The sequence below is a fragment of the Flavicella sediminum genome, from assembly GCF_006381105.1.
GTDB lineage: Bacteria > Bacteroidota > Bacteroidia > Flavobacteriales > Flavobacteriaceae > Flavicella > Flavicella sediminum.
The window spans coordinates 1,562,409-1,580,948 of sequence record NZ_VDET01000002.1 but is presented as its reverse complement, the minus strand read 5'-3'; the positions used below and the strand labels follow the sequence as shown (position 1 = coordinate 1,580,948).

General features: G+C 35.4%; 13 protein-coding genes. 9 read left to right on the top strand and 4 right to left on the bottom strand.

Annotated features, from left to right (window positions below; genetic code table 11):
* Window positions 1–71: 71 nt before the first annotated feature.
* From nagB to FGM02_RS06615, 3 genes are all read right to left on the bottom strand, one after another.
* Window positions 72–2,000, bottom strand: a complete 1,929-nt coding sequence (gene nagB, locus FGM02_RS06625) for a glucosamine-6-phosphate deaminase (RefSeq protein ID WP_243739365.1) — start codon at window positions 1,998–2,000, stop codon at window positions 72–74.
* A gap of 149 nt (window positions 2,001–2,149) precedes the next feature.
* On the bottom strand, window positions 2,150–3,733 hold the full coding sequence (locus FGM02_RS06620; protein ID WP_139957517.1) for a RagB/SusD family nutrient uptake outer membrane protein: 1,584 nt from the start codon (window positions 3,731–3,733) through the stop codon (window positions 2,150–2,152).
* Window positions 3,734–3,737: 4 nt separating this feature from the next.
* Window positions 3,738–6,824, bottom strand: a complete 3,087-nt coding sequence (locus tag FGM02_RS06615; protein ID WP_139957516.1) for a SusC/RagA family TonB-linked outer membrane protein — start codon at window positions 6,822–6,824, stop codon at window positions 3,738–3,740.
* A gap of 487 nt (window positions 6,825–7,311) precedes the next feature.
* Between FGM02_RS06615 and FGM02_RS06610 the strand changes: the two genes are divergently transcribed.
* The 4 genes from FGM02_RS06610 to FGM02_RS06595 all read left to right on the top strand — a co-directional run bounded on the left by FGM02_RS06610 (window position 7,312) and on the right by FGM02_RS06595 (window position 11,383).
* On the top strand, window positions 7,312–8,097 hold the full coding sequence (locus FGM02_RS06610) for a sensor histidine kinase (RefSeq protein ID WP_243739364.1): 786 nt from the start codon (window positions 7,312–7,314) through the stop codon (window positions 8,095–8,097).
* Window positions 8,094–8,810 (top strand): LytR/AlgR family response regulator transcription factor, encoded by a 717-nt coding sequence (locus FGM02_RS06605; RefSeq protein WP_139957515.1) that lies wholly within the window; start codon window positions 8,094–8,096, stop codon window positions 8,808–8,810. Before FGM02_RS06610 ends, FGM02_RS06605 begins: the two co-directional genes overlap by 4 nt.
* Before the next feature lie 138 nt (window positions 8,811–8,948).
* A complete protein-coding gene (locus FGM02_RS06600) occupies window positions 8,949–10,274 on the top strand; it encodes a sugar MFS transporter (protein WP_139957514.1) in 1,326 nt (441 codons plus the stop codon).
* Between the two features lie 5 nt (window positions 10,275–10,279).
* Window positions 10,280–11,383 (top strand): acyltransferase family protein, encoded by a 1,104-nt coding sequence (locus FGM02_RS06595; protein ID WP_139957513.1) that lies wholly within the window; start codon window positions 10,280–10,282, stop codon window positions 11,381–11,383.
* A gap of 3 nt (window positions 11,384–11,386) precedes the next feature.
* Here the strand turns inward: FGM02_RS06595 and FGM02_RS06590 are convergent, their stop codons facing one another.
* A complete protein-coding gene (locus tag FGM02_RS06590) occupies window positions 11,387–12,436 on the bottom strand; it encodes a substrate-binding domain-containing protein (RefSeq protein WP_139957512.1) in 1,050 nt (349 codons plus the stop codon).
* A gap of 207 nt (window positions 12,437–12,643) precedes the next feature.
* Here FGM02_RS06590 and FGM02_RS06585 point away from each other — a divergent pair, with 207 nt between their 5' ends.
* The 5 genes from FGM02_RS06585 (at window position 12,644) to FGM02_RS06565 (ending at window position 18,539) form a co-directional block, all read left to right on the top strand.
* Window positions 12,644–14,128: a xylulokinase gene (locus FGM02_RS06585; protein WP_139957511.1), complete on the top strand. Its 1,485-nt coding sequence runs from the start codon at window positions 12,644–12,646 to the stop codon at window positions 14,126–14,128.
* 21 nt (window positions 14,129–14,149) lie between these two features.
* Window positions 14,150–15,481 carry a xylose isomerase gene (gene xylA, locus FGM02_RS06580; protein WP_139957510.1) on the top strand — a complete coding sequence of 444 codons (1,332 nt, stop codon included), beginning with the start codon at window positions 14,150–14,152 and terminating at the stop codon, window positions 15,479–15,481.
* Window positions 15,482–15,560: 79 nt separating this feature from the next.
* Window positions 15,561–16,982 carry a D-xylose transporter XylE gene (xylE, locus tag FGM02_RS06575; protein ID WP_139957509.1) on the top strand — a complete coding sequence of 474 codons (1,422 nt, stop codon included), beginning with the start codon at window positions 15,561–15,563 and terminating at the stop codon, window positions 16,980–16,982.
* 56 nt (window positions 16,983–17,038) lie between these two features.
* The gene (gene fsa, locus FGM02_RS06570; protein WP_139957508.1) at window positions 17,039–17,692 is read left to right on the top strand and encodes a fructose-6-phosphate aldolase; all 654 of its coding nucleotides are present in this window, start codon (window positions 17,039–17,041) and stop codon (window positions 17,690–17,692) included.
* Window position 17,693: 1 nt separating this feature from the next.
* Window positions 17,694–18,539 (top strand): transketolase, encoded by an 846-nt coding sequence (locus tag FGM02_RS06565; protein WP_139957507.1) that lies wholly within the window; start codon window positions 17,694–17,696, stop codon window positions 18,537–18,539.
* The last annotated feature ends 1 nt before the right edge of the window (window position 18,540 follow it).

Genomic DNA, 18,540 nt, shown 5'->3' with positions numbered 1-18,540 from the left:
GTTTCCTTATTTTCTATCTAGACTTTTTAAAGCAATATTTAAAACCTAGATTGAAGAACACTCTAAATTCCTTAAAAATGGTAACGTTTAAAAGCCTCTAAAGCAGCATAATCTGAAAACCCAAGATTGTGGTATTTTTGCGCTGTATCATTATTTCTATCTTCTGCACGTACCCAAAATTCTCTAGTATCATTTCCTTGAAACATAACTCCGTCTTTTTGTGACTGATGAAAGAAAATAGCTTTTCTTTTTTTCAATACTTGATCCGGACTCATAGGAACCGCCATTTCTATTTGATGAATATCCCATTCATGCCAAGCCCCTCTATACAACCAAACCCAACAATCTTTCATATACTCCTTGTGTTTCAAATCTTCCAAAGCAGCAAAAATAGCATCCAAACAAACTTTATGTGTTCCATGAGGATCGGCTAAATCTCCAGCAGCATATATTTGATGTGGTTTAATTTCTTCAATTAAATTGGCCACCATCTCAATATCAACAAAACTGATTGGATTTTTTTTCACCCTTCCTGTTTCATAAAAAGGAAGGTTTAAAAAGTGAATATTTTCATCTGGAACACCAACAAAACGAGTAGCCGCTAAAGATTCTCTTTTTCTTATCAATCCTTTTAGTTTTCTCACATCCAATTCATCTTCAATATCTCCTTGTTTCGAGTTCAACTTTTCTATAATGGCATCAACTTTAGGAAATGTAGGATTTACATCTTTTATAACTTCTGCATATTTCAAGGCTTCTGAATCGGAAACGGCAATATTACCAGAGGTTTGATAAGCCACATGAACCTCATGTCCTTGCGCCACCAACCGATCAAAAGTTCCACCCATAGAGATTACATCATCATCTGGGTGCGGACTAAAAATAACAACCCGCTTCTTATTCGGCGTTGCTCGCTCAGGTCTTGAAGAATCGTCTGCATTTGGTTTTCCGCCTGGCCAACCTGTAATGGTATGTTGAAGCTTGTTAAACATTTTGATATTGATATCATAAGCGGTTCCATCTTGCACAAGCAAGCTAGACATCCCATAATCATTGTAATCTTTGTCTGTTAATTTTAGAATTGATTTTTGTGTTTGCTCACATAACCAAACAATGGCTTTGCTGGATAGTTCTTCATTCCAAATACACGGCCCAACCAACCAAGGCGTATTTAAACGTGTTAAATTTTGAGCAGCTTCATCATTTAATATAAAAGTAGTATTCTGATGGTCTTGTAAATACGTGGCAGGAACCTCAGGAGTAATAGCTCCCTCTATGGTGTTTTTAAGTATGGAAGCCTTGTTTTGACCCCAAGCCAATAACACAATTCTTTTTGCTTTTTTTACGGTTCCAATTCCCATGGTAATCGCTTTTTTCGGAACATTGTCTATTCCTAAAAAAGTAGGTGCCGCATCCATTCTAGTAATATGATCTAAGGTAATACTTCTGGTGCCTGAATTGTAATGAGATCCTGGTTCGTTAAAACCGATATGACCTGTTCTTCCAATACCTAACAATTGAAAATCCAAACCACCATATTCTTTAATTTTCAAATCATAATCAATGCAATATTGATGCAATTGATCTAGCGGGATATTTCCATTAGGAATATTTATATTTTCTGTAGGAATGTCCACATGGTTAAATAAATGCTGGCGCATAAAATAATGATAACTATGAATGTTATTTTCATCCATTGGATAATATTCATCCAAATTAAAAGTTACAACATTTGAGAAGCTCAAACCTTCCTCTTTGTGAATTCGCACCAATTCCTCATAAACTTTAACGGGTGAAGATCCAGTTGCCAATCCCAAAACACAGTTTTGATTTTTATCTTTTTTGACTTTTATCAGTGTTGCAATTTCGTGTGCCACACAAATAGAAGCCTCTTCTGAATTTTCAAAAACTACATTGTGAATTTTTTCATAGCGGGTATCTTCAAATTGCCCTGCTGGTTTGTAAGAAATATCTGTTGTTGTCATAAGTGTACTTTCCATAATAAATAAGATTCTACCGTAAAACTATTGCTTGAAACCCTTTCTTTAAACTTTTTTCGACCAACGTCACTGAATTTACTACAAAAAACAAACGGAGCGGATACACTCCGTTTGTTAAACTACTATAAACTCAAAACTAACTATTTGTATTAAAAATTACTTCCGGAAACATCCCACCAAAGACGAGTACCTCCAGTATCGGGTCCATTTAAATACCCAACCGCTGTAGTTACATTAGCCCCATTGGTATTCACTTCACTATCTACAAAATTGATTCTTCTTACTTGAATGTTTGTATCAATTTCTCCTCCACTATTATTCACAACAACAGGGAAAATTCTTGGGTAACCTGTTCTTCTAAATTCTGACCAAGCTTCTTGTCCATCAGGAAACATGCCGATCCATTTTTGAGTAATAATTTGCTCCAACTGTTCTTCATTTGAACCTGCCGCATTGTAGGCAATTTTCACCTCACTAGCATACTCGATATTATTAGCTGCATTTAAGGCATCTACAAAATCTGCAGGTGTACTTGTGTCATCAGCCAAATAACTTGAAATTCCAGAAACGCCGTGTTGAGAAAAAGATGCGGTAACTCCATTTTCATAGTTTGCTTGTGCAGTACCTGCATTAGCCCAACCTCTTAGCGCTGCTTCTGCTCTCAAGAAAAACACTTCAGCAGCTGACATCCATTGAATCGTTTCACCATCAATAACAGCACCTACTGCAGAGTGCGCACCATATTGTGTTTTTGCTTCAATTTCTATCCCCATTCTTACACCTTTGTATACTCCGTTTAGATTAGCATCTGTAGCAGGTGCAAAATATTTATCAATTCTACCATCATTAAAACCTGTCAAAATAGCTTCCATTTCGGCTCCCATTCGAACATCTCCCCAAGAACCGCTTATGACGGAAATTGGATGCGCAAATCCTGTGTTGACAACCATATTCTCAACTTCTAAAAAACCAGCATTGCTAGCCAAAGCTAATTCTCCTTGTGTTTTAGCTAATTCAGGATTTACATTTACTATCCTCATTGCCAAACGCAAACGTAACGAGTTGGCAAAAGTTCTCCATTTCCCTAAATCTCCTGCAAAGGTTGACATATCAAATAAAGAAAATTTCTTATCGCCACTGGCCGCAAAAGATTCCAAGCCGTCAATGGCTGTCGTCAAATCATTAAAAAAAGCTGTATACGCCACTTCTTGAGAATCATAGATTCCTGTTGTCGCAATAGCGTCGTATTTTGTATATCTTATAGGGCCATAAATATCAGATACTCGATGCATCGCAGCTACTTTTATAATATTTGCTATAAATCGATATGTTTCACTTTCCGGGTTTTGTTCTTCATCCAAAATGGTCTTTATTTCTAAAGCAAAAGGCATAACGCTTGTATAGGCATCAGCCCAAGGAAAACCATTCCATCCATCTACCAACGCATAGGTTTGATTATTTACATTCCCTGCAAAAGGCGTTGGTGCTGTCATATACCCTGAAAACACATCACCCATTAGTCCTTGTTGTAATTGATAATTCCAGGCCGGAGTTACATTAAAAACGTTTAAAAACATGGGGGCAAATGAGGCTCCAATATGATAATTTTGCTGCTTTAACTGTGCATCCGTAATTTCATGTGGATTTGAATTAATCGTTTCAAAATTATCTGTACAACTTCCTAAAGTAATTGCAAGTGCAGACGCGATCGTATATTTTATTAATTTTTTCATGATCTTAAAAGTTTATGTTAATGTTTAATCCTACACTTCTTGTTGAAGGTTGACCGTAAATATCAACTCCTTGCAATCCATTACCTGTACTAGAGGTAACGTTCGGATCAAATGGTGCATCTTTATAAATAAAGAATAGGTTATTCGCGATTACAGACAAATTTACCTTGTTCACAAAGCTGTTTTCAAATAACATATTGTATCCAACTGAAAACTCTCTTAAACTTACATTTGTAGCATCATACACATACTCACCTAAAATACCTGCTCTACCTCCTGTTTTTGTATAATAGTCTTGTGCTGTTAATTGCAATGCATTTCCATTGGTATCAACAACATCTACCATACCTTCATTTGTATTTCTGGCATTTGCCGATGCTTGAGAAACGCCATAAAAATCATTGATTGCTTCTGTAACACTCACTACATTCCCGCCTACTTTTGCATCAATTAAAACATTAAACGTGAAGTTTTTATAGTCTAGGGTATTGTTCCATCCCAAAGTAAAGTCTGGCTGTGCATGGCCAATTGTTTCAAACCCTGTAGATTCCATGGTAATATCTTGTGTATCAGAAACAGAAACTACAGGTACTCCTGCGGCATTTCTAATAAGTTTTCTTCCTTGAATACTTCCATAATCTTCACCTTCTACCAATGAGTAACCATAACCGTTTACACCCGGCAAAGTTAAATCTGCTTTCCCATCGCCTAAATTTTCATGCATTTTTTCAACAACATTTTTGTTAGAAGCAAAATTTATAGAAGTACTCCATGTAAAATTATCTGTTACAATTGGTTTTGCATTTGCGACAAACTCAATCCCTTTGTTTGAAATTTTACCTGCATTTACAATGTGCTGCGTGTAGCCTTTATTGTCTAATTCAGCAATTACAGGAATGTAAATTAATTGATTGGTTGTGTTGGAACTATAGTAGGTAAATTCCAATCCAAACCTATTTCCAAGAAACCTCCACTCTGTACCAAATTCAAATCCTTTTTGTTCTTCTGGAACCAAAGACTCTCCAGGCAATGACCCAGCCAATGGATTTATAATCGTATTCAGTCCTAACGGAATATATTTATTTGGATTCGCTGTATTAGGAGGGACGTCTTTTCCCACCTCTGCATAAGAAGCTCTAATTTTTGCAAAAGAAACAGATTGTGGTAATTCAAAAATATCAGACAAAACACCCGTCAAACCAACAGAAGGATAAAAGAAAGGTTCCTCTAAAGTAGAAGACCAATCTTGCCTACCCGTTACATCTAAAAAAACTTTATTTTTATATCCAAAATTTACCGAACCAAATACAGATTGTACTTCTCTTGTACTTACGGATTGCAACAAATCTGCAGTTCCATTAAAATTAGCAATAGAAAAGAAGTTAGGATATTTTAAACCACCTTGACCAGAATCTAAATACGTTTTATCACCAATTCTATACTTAGTAACACTCGATCCTAAGATTCCTGTAAACGATAAATCCTCATTAAAATCTGTAGCATAGGTTGCTATGATATCGAAATACTGTTGTGTATTTTCCGTTTTTTCATTTATATACCTTCCCGTAGTTGGCACAAAAGTCAAATCGCCACCCGCATACATTTCTTTGTTAAATGTAAAAAAAGACTTGTCGAAACTACCTCTAGACTGCAAGGTCAATTTATCATGAACCTTATAATTAACCGAAACGCTAGCTACAATTCTTTGCGCTATATCTTTAGATTGATTTCTATGAACCAACCAGTATGGATTTTGCTGTATATTCTCATCAAAAGAAGTTGCATATTGATCCATCATGTTTAAGGAAGAATTGAAGTATTCAAATTTATTCTTATACATATCTCTTGAAATTCCAACAGGATGTAAATACAAACCAGACAATGGATTTGAGTACAAACCGTTGGTTGATCTGTTATTAATTCTCTGATCAGACAGATTTACACTTGCCGACACTTTTATTTTATCCTCTAAAAAACTAGCCGTTTCTCTTAAAGTTAAATTATTCCTTTTCATACTATTCTCTGGCATTACACCACCAGCTAAAGTATTTGCATAAGAAAAATACGTTTGCGCTTTTTTAGTACCTGCCGATAAAGACATCGATTGAATAGACGTATATCCTGTATTGAAAAAAGATTTCGCAGCATTCGACAAACCGTTCGCTTTTGCTCCCCAAGATTTTGGATCTGCAACATTTCCATTTTCCGCTACTGACTGCCCAACGGAAGTCGACTGGTATTCCGATTGTAATTCCGGCAAAGAAACCACATTGTCTACCGTAAAACTTGAATTAAAATTCACAGTTACTTTCCCCTCTTTTCCACTTTTTGTGGTAATTAAAATAACCCCGTTCGCTCCTTGACTTCCATACAAGGCTGCAGCAGAAGCTCCTTTTAAAATCGTCATACTTGCAATATCATCAGGGTTGATCATAGACAAGGCATCTCCACCATCTCTATTCCCTATATGCCCTCCAAAAACACTAGTTCCAGGCTCTTCTCCGTTAGAACCATTTCCACTATTAGACATTGGAATTCCGTCAACAACATACAAAGGATCATTATTTGTTGTGGAAGAATTTCCTCTTAACACCACCTTTGCTGCTCCACCAACACCAGAAGAACTTTTGGTAATTGTAATACCCGCCGTTTTACCTGACAAACTATTAATAGGATTGGTTTGTTTCACTTTTGTCAAAGCATCTCCTCCTACTTCTTGTGCAGAATAGGTCAAGGCTTTTTTCTCCTTTTTAATACCTAATGCCGTTATCACAACTTCATCTAAAGCTGCAGCATCTTCTTCCATACCTAAAGAAATAAAATTAGAAGCGCCAATGGTCAGTTGTACTGTTTTCATTCCTAAAAACGAAAAACTTAAAACATCTCCTGTTGAAACTTGCAAGGAAAAATTTCCGTCAAAATCAGTTTCCGTTCCTTTACTTGTGCCTTGAATAACAACGCTTACTCCTGGAATTGGAGTTTTGTCTGATACCGAGGTTACCGTACCAGAGATTGCCTTAACTTGAGCAAACACATGTTGTGTTAACGTAAGTGATAAGAACATAATTAATAAAGTAATTATTTTTTTCATAAGTTATAAATTAGTTAATATTAGACCCTAAACCTAATAACAACAAGAGCTTAACAAAAATTAAATCTGCAAACAGCACCAAAACAGCGACAAATAACAGTTGTTAAATGATGAATAAAAAGTGCTTTCTCAATATCGACATTATTCCCATGAAATATTTTGCTCCTCAAGAAAAAAAGTATAATTTTCAGAACTAATCTTCTAAAATTTGATTCTAGAATCCCTAAATTGGTTTAAAAACACAAGTAGTTCTATCCCTAAAAAATTTCATTATTTTTTTTGGATCACTTACTTTATTTTCAATGTAATTCGTTGGGGGAGTTATTTTGATGACTATTGGTATTCCCTAAAATCAAACTTGGTAGAATTCCCTTTGCACTTAATTGTTGTGTACATACATATATACCTGCTCATTCCCCGTTTTATCCTGAACAAAAAATACAAACAGTATCTTTTTTTACTCATCATACTTTTTGGCTGTCACTATATGGTACGAACTGGCTTGAATTATGTATTGGTGACCGAAAATATTTGGCCTGAAGCAGAAGGGCTACAACAGGTGTTTACCTTTAATCATATCATTGCCGTTGTTTTAGGGGAAGTTTATGTGGTAGCCTTAGCTACTTCTATCAAACTAATATTTGATTGGGTTTACGAATTGAATCGTGTTGAAGATTTACAGAAAATACAATTAAAAACAGAATTAGATTTTTTAAAATCTCAAATTCAGCCTCATTTTTTCTTTAATACCTTAAACAATTTATATGCATTAACCCTTGAAAAATCGGATGTAGCACCAAGTGTTGTCTTAAAGCTGTCTGACATTATGCAATATGTATTGTATGAAGTAAAGGAACCAAAAATTAGATTGTTTACAGCCATCAATTATATTCAAAATTATTTAGACTTAGAACGTTTGCGCCATGGAGATAAAATTCATTGTGAAATGGACATTATAGGTAATATTGAAGATGTAGAAGTTCCACCACTATTGTTTTTACCATTTATTGAAAACTGCTTTAAGCATGGTGCCAAAAATAGTGACCGTATATACTTAACTATTAGTTTTGAAAATGAGCAAGACAATTGGCTTATCTTTAAAGTAGAAAATTCCTTTAGCCAAAACACAAATAAAAAAAACAAACCTATTCATGGTATTGGCATAAAAAACATCCAACGTAGATTGGAATTGTTATTTGCCGCCAATTACGAATTTCACACAAAAATAGTTGACCAAACATTTTGCGTCTTTTTAAAAATCCCCCTCCAATGAAATTAAAATGCTTAATTATAGATGATGAGCCGCTAGCCATAAAAGTGATCGAAAATCATTTAAAAGAATTTGAAAATATTGAGTTGCTTGGAACTTTCAATACCGCTATTGCCGCTTTGTCTGCCATCAAAGAAAAAGATATTGATGTTATTTTTTTAGACATCAATATGCCTAAAATGAGTGGACTTGATTTTTTAAGAAGCTTAACACTAAAACCACATATTATTATTACTACGGCTTATAGAGAATATGCAGTCGACAGTTTTGATTTGGATGTTTTAGATTATTTAGTCAAACCAATTCCATTTAGCCGTTTTTTAAAAGCAGTAAACAAAGTAAGCCATAGAATTAATTTAGAAAAAGAAAAACTGAATGAACCTAGCTTAAAGGAAGACCCTCATATTTTTTTGAAAGTCGACAAAAAATTAATGAAAATTAAACTCAATGATATTTTATACATTGAAAGCCTGAAAGATTATATCAAAGTATTTACACGTGTTGGAGATTATTTGGTTCATAAATCCATGACAAGTATTTCTGAAGAATTGCCAGAAAATTTTTTACGAATTCACCGCTCATTTAATATTGCCTTAAATAAAATTACTTCCATTGAAGGAAACTCCGTAGAAATTGCAAATCGCAGAATTCCGATTGGACGAAACTACTTACAAGAAGCAAAACAAAAAATACTAAATACCGATATTTCAGATTAAACAAACCCTATCCAAAATATATGTTCGTCCTAAAAACAGCGCTCTTTAACTCTTTTTTTATGCTGACTAGAGAAAATATTTAAACATCATTCAAACAAAAACTACTTTAGTAGTCTCAAATTACACAAAACAAATAGCATGTCAAACTCAGCAAATACGGCCAACAAAAAAAACAGTACGTTTATTCCTATTTTAATTATTGCCGGACTTTTTTTCATTTTCGGATTTGTCACTTGGATCAACGGCGCTTTGATTCCTTTTATGAAAACTATAAATGAACTAACGGATGCACAGTCGTATTTAGTAGCTTCTGCCTCTTATATATCTTTTGTTGTTATGGCCATACCGGCTTCCAAAATAATTAACAAAGTAGGCTATCGAAAAGGAATGTCGTTAGGACTTTTAATTATGGCTTTAGGAGCTTTGGTTTTTATTCCTGCGGCGGAAGCAAGAACCTATTGGATCTTTTTAACAGGAATCTTTATTCAAGGAATGGGAATGACGTTGCTACAAACTGCTTCCAACCCCTATATCACTATTTTAGGCCCCATGGAAAGTGCCGCCAAAAGAATTGCCATTATGGGAATTGCTAACAAAGTTGCTGGTGCCTTAGGCTCTGTCATTTTTGGAGCGCTGTTGCTTACAGGAATAGACGATGTAAAAGCAAAATTGAGCACCGTTTCTCTTGAAGAAAAAGACACACTTTTAAATAACATGGCAGACAGTGTGGTAACTCCTTATATAATAATGGCTGTTGTTTTAGTGGTTTTAGGCCTTTTAATTAGAAAAGCACCTTTACCACATGTTGAAGCAGCACCTATTGAGGAAGAAAATGATGGAGCAACTCAGAAAACAAGTATTTTTCAATTTCCGCATTTATGGTTGGGTGTACTTACCTTATTCTTGTATGTTGGCGTAGAAGTGATTGCCGGCGACACGATTATTTCTTATGGAATTTCACTTGGAATCCCTACTGAACAAGCCAGCTTTTTTACCATGTTTACCTTAATGGCCATGGTAGCAACTTATGCGCTAGGCGTTTTCTTAATCCCGAAATACATGACCCAAGATTTCGCCTTAAAAATTAGCGCTTGTTTAGGTATTGTATTTTCTTTTTGTATTGTTTTCACCAGCGGATTTACCTCTGTTTTATTTGTAGCTGCTTTAGGAATTGCCAATGCCTTGGTTTGGCCTGCAGTTTGGCCGCTCACCTTAAAAGGTTTGGGAAAATTCACAAAAACGGCTTCAGCCTTGTTAATTATGGCCATCTCTGGAGGGGCAATTATACCTCCCTTGTACGGAAAACTAGTTGATGGAAACAAAACTAGCCTATTAGCACAAGGTATTGATGAACTTACAGCTACGGCAGAAGCTGCCACAGCTGGATACTGGATTTTAGTTCCTTGTTATCTGTTTATTTTATACTATGCTATTTCTGGACATAAATTAGGACTCAAAAAATAAATACTATGGCCACCAAAAGACTGCTTGCTTTAGATGTTATGAGGGGCATGTCTATTGCCTTAATGATTTTAGTGAACACACCAGGGAGCTGGACCTATGTCTACGCTCCTTTACGTCATGCCAAATGGCATGGCTGCACACCTACCGATTTGGTCTTTCCTTTTTTTCTATTTATTGTTGGAGTCTCCTTGTGGTATTCTTCTAAAAAATTTAAAAGTGGTGTTACAAAACAAAACTTTTTAAGTGTTTTAAAAAGAAGTAGTATCCTTTTTGGACTTGGACTTTTTTTAAACGCCTTCCCTTATTTTGATTTTGAACACTTACGAATCTTTGGTGTTTTACAGCGAATAGGACTATGCTATTTTTTAGGCGCTTTGCTATGCATACAGTTTACCCCGAAACAGCTCGTATTTATTTTCATAGGTCTACTAGTAAGTTATTGGCTCTTACTAATCTTCACAATTCCCAAGCCTTATTTTGAATTGAAAAACAACCTTGCACAAAAAGTAGACCTGTGGTTTTTTGGAAAACAACATTTGTATCAAGGTTTTGAAATTCCTTTTGACCCAGAAGGTTTAGTAGCAACACTACCTTCTATTGGGACCTTATTGCTAGGGTACTTTACAGGACAACTTATTGAATTCTCATCCAACACAAAAAAAGCAGTTCGACCGTTATGTATTTCCGGAATTACTTTAACAATAGTAGGTTATATATGGAGTTTTACATTCCCTATAAACAAAGCACTTTGGACAAGTAGCTTTGTGTTATTTACAGGAGGATTGGCGCTTGTTTTTTTAGCAATACTACTTTGGTTAATAGATGTAAAAAAAATAACTTTTTGGATACATCCTTTCCTACATTTTGGAACAAACCCTTTGTTTATTTATGTATTCTCGGGCATTTATGTGTTAACGATCATTCATTTAGTCCAACTTAACAATACTAAAAATGAGCTTGTTTCAGGGTACCAATATTTATACACGGAACTATTTGTACCTATAGCCGGAAACATGAATGGTTCTTTGTTATTTGCTCTTGTTCACATTTTTTTCTTTTGGTGTATTGTATACTTTATGCACAAGAAGCGAATTTTCATTAAGATTTAAATTCTATTTCTCTTTTTCGAAATCAAAATTTTCAAAGGTGATGATTTCCAAAGGAGAATATATTTTTTTCTTAGGCTCAATTTTATGAAACAAATAATCTGTCATTACATGCACCGCATCAAAACCTTGGTTAAAAGATTTTTGTGATATTAAAAAAGTGATTTTATTTTCCTGCAAACATTTGATATTGTCTTCTGTGGTATCATGACCAATCAGTGTTAAATTTTGCAAGCGCTCCGTATCAATACAATTAGCAATAATAGACAGCTGACTAGAAGGCACATAAATTCCTTTTACATTTGGGTTCCCCTTTAAAAAAGTATTCAATTTTAAACTAACTTCCTCTAAATTTTTCAAGTTTTCAAAATGAAGTTTGTGCTTGATTGCCGCAATTTTATGAGTTTCAAAAAAACCTTCAAAGCCTTTTATTCTGTTTGAAATAGCTGTATAATTGGTAATATTCTGACGGATATGAATGGTTACAAATTCAGGCTTTGTTGGCAAACTGACATGCAACAACTTTCCTACCAAAGTCCCACTTTTATATGAATTTTGTCCAATAAAAGTCAAGGCATCAAACTCTTCCGCATCATTGTTCACAAATAAATAAGGAATTTGAAAAGCTTCCAATTTGGCCACCACAACTTTGGTTTCTTCTTTAAAAGTTGGCACCAATAAAACTGCATCTGGCTTTTCAGCAAACAATACTTCAAAAGATTCTAAATACGTTTCTGGTTCCATTTGATTGAAAGTATAACTTTGCACGGTCACTCCAAAGTTCGCCACTTCTTCTTTTGCTCTTGTCACCCCTTCAAATGGCGATTTCCAAAACAAATTCTGCGCATCAAACTCAGGCATTAAGCTTGCAATAGTATACTTTTTACGATTCGCTAATTTACTAGCCACATTATTTATTTTAAAATTATGTGCTTTTAAAATTTTCCGAACTCGCTCAGCCGTCTTTGCCGATACTCCAGATCGGTTATGCACTACTCTATCTACCGTTCCGGGTGAAACTTTTGCCAAATCAGCAATTTCTTTGATTGTAATCATATGAACACAAAAATATTAAAATTTAAAAGAATTCTACTTAAAGGTTTAAGTAAAAGAAACATTTGAGAAAACCTCAATGAATTCAGGCTTTTCACAAAAAATTGAGCGCCTCTTAAATTTCTTCAAAAAGGAATATTTATCACCACAGGACAGCCGCAACGAAAGTATCCCCTAAATTTGATTCACTAATCAAAAAACTCTACGCACTTGTACTATATAGGATACGATTTAGGAAGCTCTTCAGTGAAAGTAGCTATTGTAAATGCAGAAACTGGCGAAAAACTTGCCGCTTTGCATGAACCGGAAAATGAAATGGAAATTATTGCTTCTCAAGCCGAGTGGGCAGAACAAGATCCGAATACCTGGTGGAAATATGTTTGTACGGCTACCAAAAGAGCTATCAAAGAATCGAATATAGATGCCTCAAAAATTAAAGGGATTGGTATTTCGTATCAAATGCATGGTTTGGTGGTGGTTGACAAGCAAGGAGAACCTTTACGAAATTCAATTATTTGGTGCGACAGTCGTGCTGTAGAAATAGGAAACAAAGCTTTTGATGAAATCGGAAATGATGTTTGCGCTTCCAAATTATTAAACTCTCCTGGAAACTTTACCGCTTCCAAATTAAAATGGGTTCGAGACAATGAGCCTGAGATTTACGCACAAATTCACAAATACATGCTACCAGGTGATTTTATCGCCTACAAACTTACAGGTACGTTTAACACTACTAAAAATGGCTTGTCTGAAGGTATTTTATGGGATTATGAAAACGATACTTTGGCCAGTTTCTTACTAGAACATTATGGAATTGACCCAGCCTTGACTCCTGATATTGTTGAAAATTTCACAAATCAAGGAACAGTAAACGAAAAAGGAGCTTCTGAAACAGGATTGCCTATAGGGATTTCTGTAAATTATAGAGCGGGTGACCAACCTAACAATGCGCTTTCTTTAAATGTTTTTAACCATGGAGAAGTCGCAGCTACAGGTGGAACTTCTGGTGTTATTTATGCCGTGACCAATTCTTTGAAATCCAAAGAATCTTCACGAATAAATAATTTTGCACATGTTAATTACAGCAAAGAAAATCCAATTTTAGGAAAACTAATGTGCATCAACGGTTCTGGAATTCAATACCGCTGGATGAAAGACAATTTGGCCGCAAACTCCTACGAAGAAATGAATATAAAAGCCAGTGAAGTTCCTGTTGGTTCTGACGGCTTGGTTGTCATTCCTTTTGGAAATGGGGCTGAAAGAATTTTAAACAACAAAAATGTAGGCTCACAATACTGCAATTTAAACTTCAACAAACATACAGACGGACATATGTACCGTGCCGCTTTAGAAGGAATAGCCTTTTCTTTTGTATACGGAATGGATATTTTGAAAAACGACAATGCGGTGATCAATGTAATTAGAGCTGGAAACGACAATCTTTTCCGATCTGAAATATTTTCGAATACCGTAGCGACATTAATTGGCCACGAAATTGAAATTTACAACACCACAGGTTCTGTAGGTGCGGCTAGAGCAGCGGGGTTAACTGATGGCGACTTTAAAAAGTTTGGTGACAACATCACACAAAACGACCACGTTATGACCTATATGCCTTTGAACAACAAAGAGCCTTATTTGGTTGCCTACAACAAATGGAAAAAAGAACTAGAAATTTTACTTACAAACAAATAATCAAAATTAAATTCATAAAATATGTCAAAATTAACGATTGGAAATAAAGAGTATTTCAAAGGAATTGGAGAAATTAAATTTGAAGGAAAAGATTCAAAAAACCCTTTAGCGTATAAATATTACAATCCAGATCAGGTTGTTGCAGGAAAAACAATGAGAGAGCATTTCAAGTTTTCTATTGCTTACTGGCATACATTCTGCGGACAAGGATCGGATCCTTTTGGACCTGGAACACAAAACTTTGAATGGGATCAAAATGCAGACCCAATTCAAGCGGCAAAAGACAAAGCCGATGCTGCTTTTGAATTTATTACCAAAATGGGATTTGACTACTACTGTTTCCACGATTTTGATTTGATTCAAGAAGGAGCAACTTTTGAAGAGTCTGAAGCTCGTTTAAAAGAAATTGTTGCCTATTTAAAAGAAAAACAAGCTGCTTCTGGAGTGAAATTATTATGGGGAACTGCTAACTGTTTTTCTAACCCAAGATACATGAACGGTGCTTCTACAAACCCAAATTTTGATGTGGTTGCCAGAGCAGGTGCTCAAATTAAATTGGCTTTGGATGCTACTATGGAATTAGGTGGTGAAAACTACGTTTTTTGGGGAGGTAGAGAAGGTTATATGTCTTTATTAAATACAGATATGGGACGTGAGTTAGACCATATGGGACAGTTTTTAGGATTGGCAAAAGATTACGCAAGAGGAAAAGGATTTAAAGGAAATTTCTTTATTGAGCCTAAACCAATGGAACCTACAAAACACCAATATGATTTTGATGCTTCTACCGTAATTGGTTTCTTAAACAAACACAACTTACAAGACGATTTTAAAATCAACTTAGAAGTAAATCACGCAACTTTAGCTAGTCATACCATGCAACATGAAATGGATGTTGCTGCACAAGCAGGAATGTTAGGTAGTGTGGATGCCAACCGTGGAGATTACCAAAACGGATGGGATACCGATCAATTCCCAAACAATATTCAAGAAACAGCGGAAGCGATGTTAGTTTTTTTACAAGCTGGAGGATTGCAAGGTGGAGGTGTCAACTTTGATGCAAAAATCAGAAGAAACTCTACAGATTTGGAAGATGCCTTTTTAGCACATATTGGTGGTGCAGATACTTTTGCAAGAGGTTTATTGGTAGCGGACAAAATCATGAGAGAATCTGACTATACTTCTTTAAGAGAAAAAAGATACAGCTCATTTGATAGCGGTAAAGGAAAAGAATTTGAAGAAGGTAAATTATCTTTTGAAGATTTATACACCATCGCAAAAGACAATGGAGAGTTACCAAGTATTAGTGGTAAACAAGAATTGTTTGAGAATATCATCAACCAACATATATAATTTTTAAGATAGGATGCCACATATTGTTGGCATCCTATTTTTTAATTTTTACAAACCCATAAACCTAAACAACAATCACATGGAAAAATCAAACTCTAGCTACTTATTAAAACTAACGCTAGTTGCCACTTTGGGTGGACTTTTATTTGGATATGACACAGGGGTTATTTCTGGAACCGTAGGTTCATTAGATAGCTTTTTTGTAATGCCAAAAGGACTAAGTGAAACTGCTGCAAGTGCTTTTAAAGGATTTTTAGTTTCAAGTGCCTTAATCGGTTGTATTATCGGAGGTATTTTTGGAGGAGTTATCAGTAAAAAATTAGGTCGAAAAAAAGGCTTGATTCTCGCTGCTGTTTTGTTTTTAATATCTGCCTTGGGTTCTGCAATGCCAGAAATGTTTTTCTCTCCTATTGGAGAAGGTGACCATACTTTATCTACTGTTTTTATCATTTATAGAATTATTGGTGGGGTTGGTGTTGGATTGGCGTCTATGCTTTCGCCTTTGTACATCGCAGAAATTGCCCCTGCAAAAAGCAGAGGAAAACTGGTTTCATTTAATCAGTTAGCCATTGTTGGTGGATTTATGGTGGTGTATTTTGTCAACTACTTTATTTCTAAAACTGGTGGATCTGACGAATGGTTAAATGCCGTTGGTTGGAGATGGATGTTTGCTTCTGAAGTAATTCCTGCTGGCTTATTTTTAGGATTGTTATTTTTTGTTCCCGATACACCAAGATCTTTAATGCTACAAAACAAACCCGAAGAGGCTTTACTAGTTTTGATCAAAGTAAATGGGGAAGAAGAAGGAAATAAAATTCTTGGAGAAATAACTGCATCGATGAATGAAAAATCATCTGGACATATTCTTTCATTTGGCTGGTTGGTTATAATTATAGGGGTACTAATCTCCGTTTTCCAACAATTTGTAGGAATCAACGTGGTTCTGTATTATGCTCCAGAAATTTTTAAAACCATTTCTTCTGGAACCGATAGTGCTTTATTAATGACCATTATTGTGGGTGTTGTAAATTTCCTATTCACCATTATTGCCGTTAAAACCGTTGACAAATACGGAAGAAAACCTTTGATGATTATTGGAGCCTTAGGTATGGCTGTTGCCATGATTGCCCTAGGTTTTGTTTTCTTTGCAGGTGCTACCGGCTATTTGGCCTTGTTCTGTATGATGTTGTATGTAGCCAGTTTCGCAATGAGCTGGGGACCTGTGGCTTGGGTATTGCTAGCAGAAATTTTCCCAAATAAAATTAGAGGAAGAGCTTTAGCCGTTGCCGTAGCAGCACAGTGGATTTCGAACTATTTGGTATCGCTAACTTTCCCTATGATGAACGACAATTCTTTCTTAACGGAAAAATTCAACCATGGTTTTGCTTATTGGGTGTATGGAATTATGAGTGTACTAGCTACCTTATTTATCATGAAATACGTTCCTGAAACCAAAGGAAAAACTTTGGAAGAAATGGAAGGTCTTTGGGACAAAAAATAAATCAAATATGGGGCACTGTAAATAAAATGCCCCTTTAATAATAAACATAGAATACAATGAAATTTTTTATAGATACAGCAAACCTTGAACAAATTAAGGAAGCACAAGATTTAGGGGTTTTAGATGGTGTGACAACAAACCCATCATTAATGGCTAAAGAAGGAATTACTGGAGCAGAAAATATTTTACAACATTACCGCGACATTTGTGAAGCTGTAGAGGGAGATGTATCTGCGGAAGTTATTGCAACTGATTATGAAGGAATGATTCAGCAAGGTGAAGAATTAGCGGCTTTAAATCCACAAATTGTGGTAAAATTACCTATGATTGCTGCAGGTGTAAAAGCATGTAAATATTTTTCTGACAAAGGAATTAAAACCAATGTAACATTGGTGTTTTCAGTAGGACAAGCACTTTTGGCAGCCAAAGCTGGTGCCACTTACGTTTCTCCTTTCTTAGGGCGTTTGGATGATATTTCAACTGATGGTTTGCACTTGATCAAAGAAATTAGACAGGTATATGACAATTACGATTACAAAACACAAATCTTATCTGCATCTGTACGTAACACAATGCACGTAATTAACTGTGCTAAAATTGGTTCTGATGTCATGACAGGCCCTTTATCTTCTATTACAGGTTTGCTAAAACACCCTTTAACAGATAGCGGTTTGGCGCAATTTTTAAAAGATTACGCAAAAGGAAACTAATATGGAAGTTGCAAAATTAAACGCTATCGTTTCTCAAACTCGTAGAGATATTTTGAGAATGGTACACAAAGTAAATTCTGGTCACCCAGGTGGCTCTTTAGGATGTACAGAATTTTTAGTGGCTTTGTACAACGAAGTGCTAGAATTAAAAGAAGGTGAATTTGATATGGATGGCCTACATGAAGATGTATTCTTTTTGTCTAACGGTCATATTTCTCCTGTATTTTACAGCGTGTTAGCACATAGAGGTTATTTTCCTGTGGCAGAACTAGCAACTTTTAGATTGTTAAATTCTCGTTTGCAAGGGCATCCTACTACGCATGAAGGTTTGCCTGGTGTGCGAATTGCTTCTGGATCTTTAGGACAAGGATTATCAAATGCATTGGGAGCTGCTCAAGCTAAAAAATTAAATGGTGATGACAAATTAGTATACACCTTACATGGTGATGGCGAATTGCAAGAGGGTCAGAACTGGGAAGCCATTATGTATGCTTCTGCTAAAAAAGTGGACAATTTAATTGCTACCGTAGATTTTAACGGTCAGCAAATTGACGGTTCTACAGACCATGTTTTAAATATGGGTGATTTAGCTGCCAAATTTACCGCCTTTGGATGGGATGTTTTACATGTTAAAAAAGGAAATGACATAGAAGCTGTTATTAACGGTTTAAAAGAAGCAAAATCTAGAACAGGTAAAGGAAAACCTGTTTGTATTTTATTGCATACTGTAATGGGTAACGGTGTCGATTTTATGATGCATACACATGCTTGGCATGGAAAAGCTCCGAATGATGAGCAATTGGCTATTGGACTTTCTCAAAATCCTGAAACTTTAGGCGACTATTAAA

Coding starts and splice junctions, on each gene's coding strand:
- FGM02_RS06615 (WP_139957516.1), bottom strand. CDS start 6,824: ATGAAAAAAATAATTACTTTATTAATTATGTTCTTATCACTTACGTTA.
- fsa (WP_139957508.1), top strand. CDS start 17,039: ATGAAATTTTTTATAGATACAGCAAACCTTGAACAAATTAAGGAAGCA.
- FGM02_RS06565 (WP_139957507.1), top strand. CDS start 17,694: ATGGAAGTTGCAAAATTAAACGCTATCGTTTCTCAAACTCGTAGAGAT.
- FGM02_RS06590 (WP_139957512.1), bottom strand. CDS start 12,436: ATGATTACAATCAAAGAAATTGCTGATTTGGCAAAAGTTTCACCCGGA.
- FGM02_RS06610 (WP_243739364.1), top strand. CDS start 7,312: ATGGTACGAACTGGCTTGAATTATGTATTGGTGACCGAAAATATTTGG.
- nagB (WP_243739365.1), bottom strand. CDS start 2,000: ATGGAAAGTACACTTATGACAACAACAGATATTTCTTACAAACCAGCA.
- FGM02_RS06600 (WP_139957514.1), top strand. CDS start 8,949: ATGTCAAACTCAGCAAATACGGCCAACAAAAAAAACAGTACGTTTATT.
- xylE (WP_139957509.1), top strand. CDS start 15,561: ATGGAAAAATCAAACTCTAGCTACTTATTAAAACTAACGCTAGTTGCC.
- xylA (WP_139957510.1), top strand. CDS start 14,150: ATGTCAAAATTAACGATTGGAAATAAAGAGTATTTCAAAGGAATTGGA.
- FGM02_RS06605 (WP_139957515.1), top strand. CDS start 8,094: ATGAAATTAAAATGCTTAATTATAGATGATGAGCCGCTAGCCATAAAA.
- FGM02_RS06620 (WP_139957517.1), bottom strand. CDS start 3,733: ATGAAAAAATTAATAAAATATACGATCGCGTCTGCACTTGCAATTACT.
- FGM02_RS06595 (WP_139957513.1), top strand. CDS start 10,280: ATGGCCACCAAAAGACTGCTTGCTTTAGATGTTATGAGGGGCATGTCT.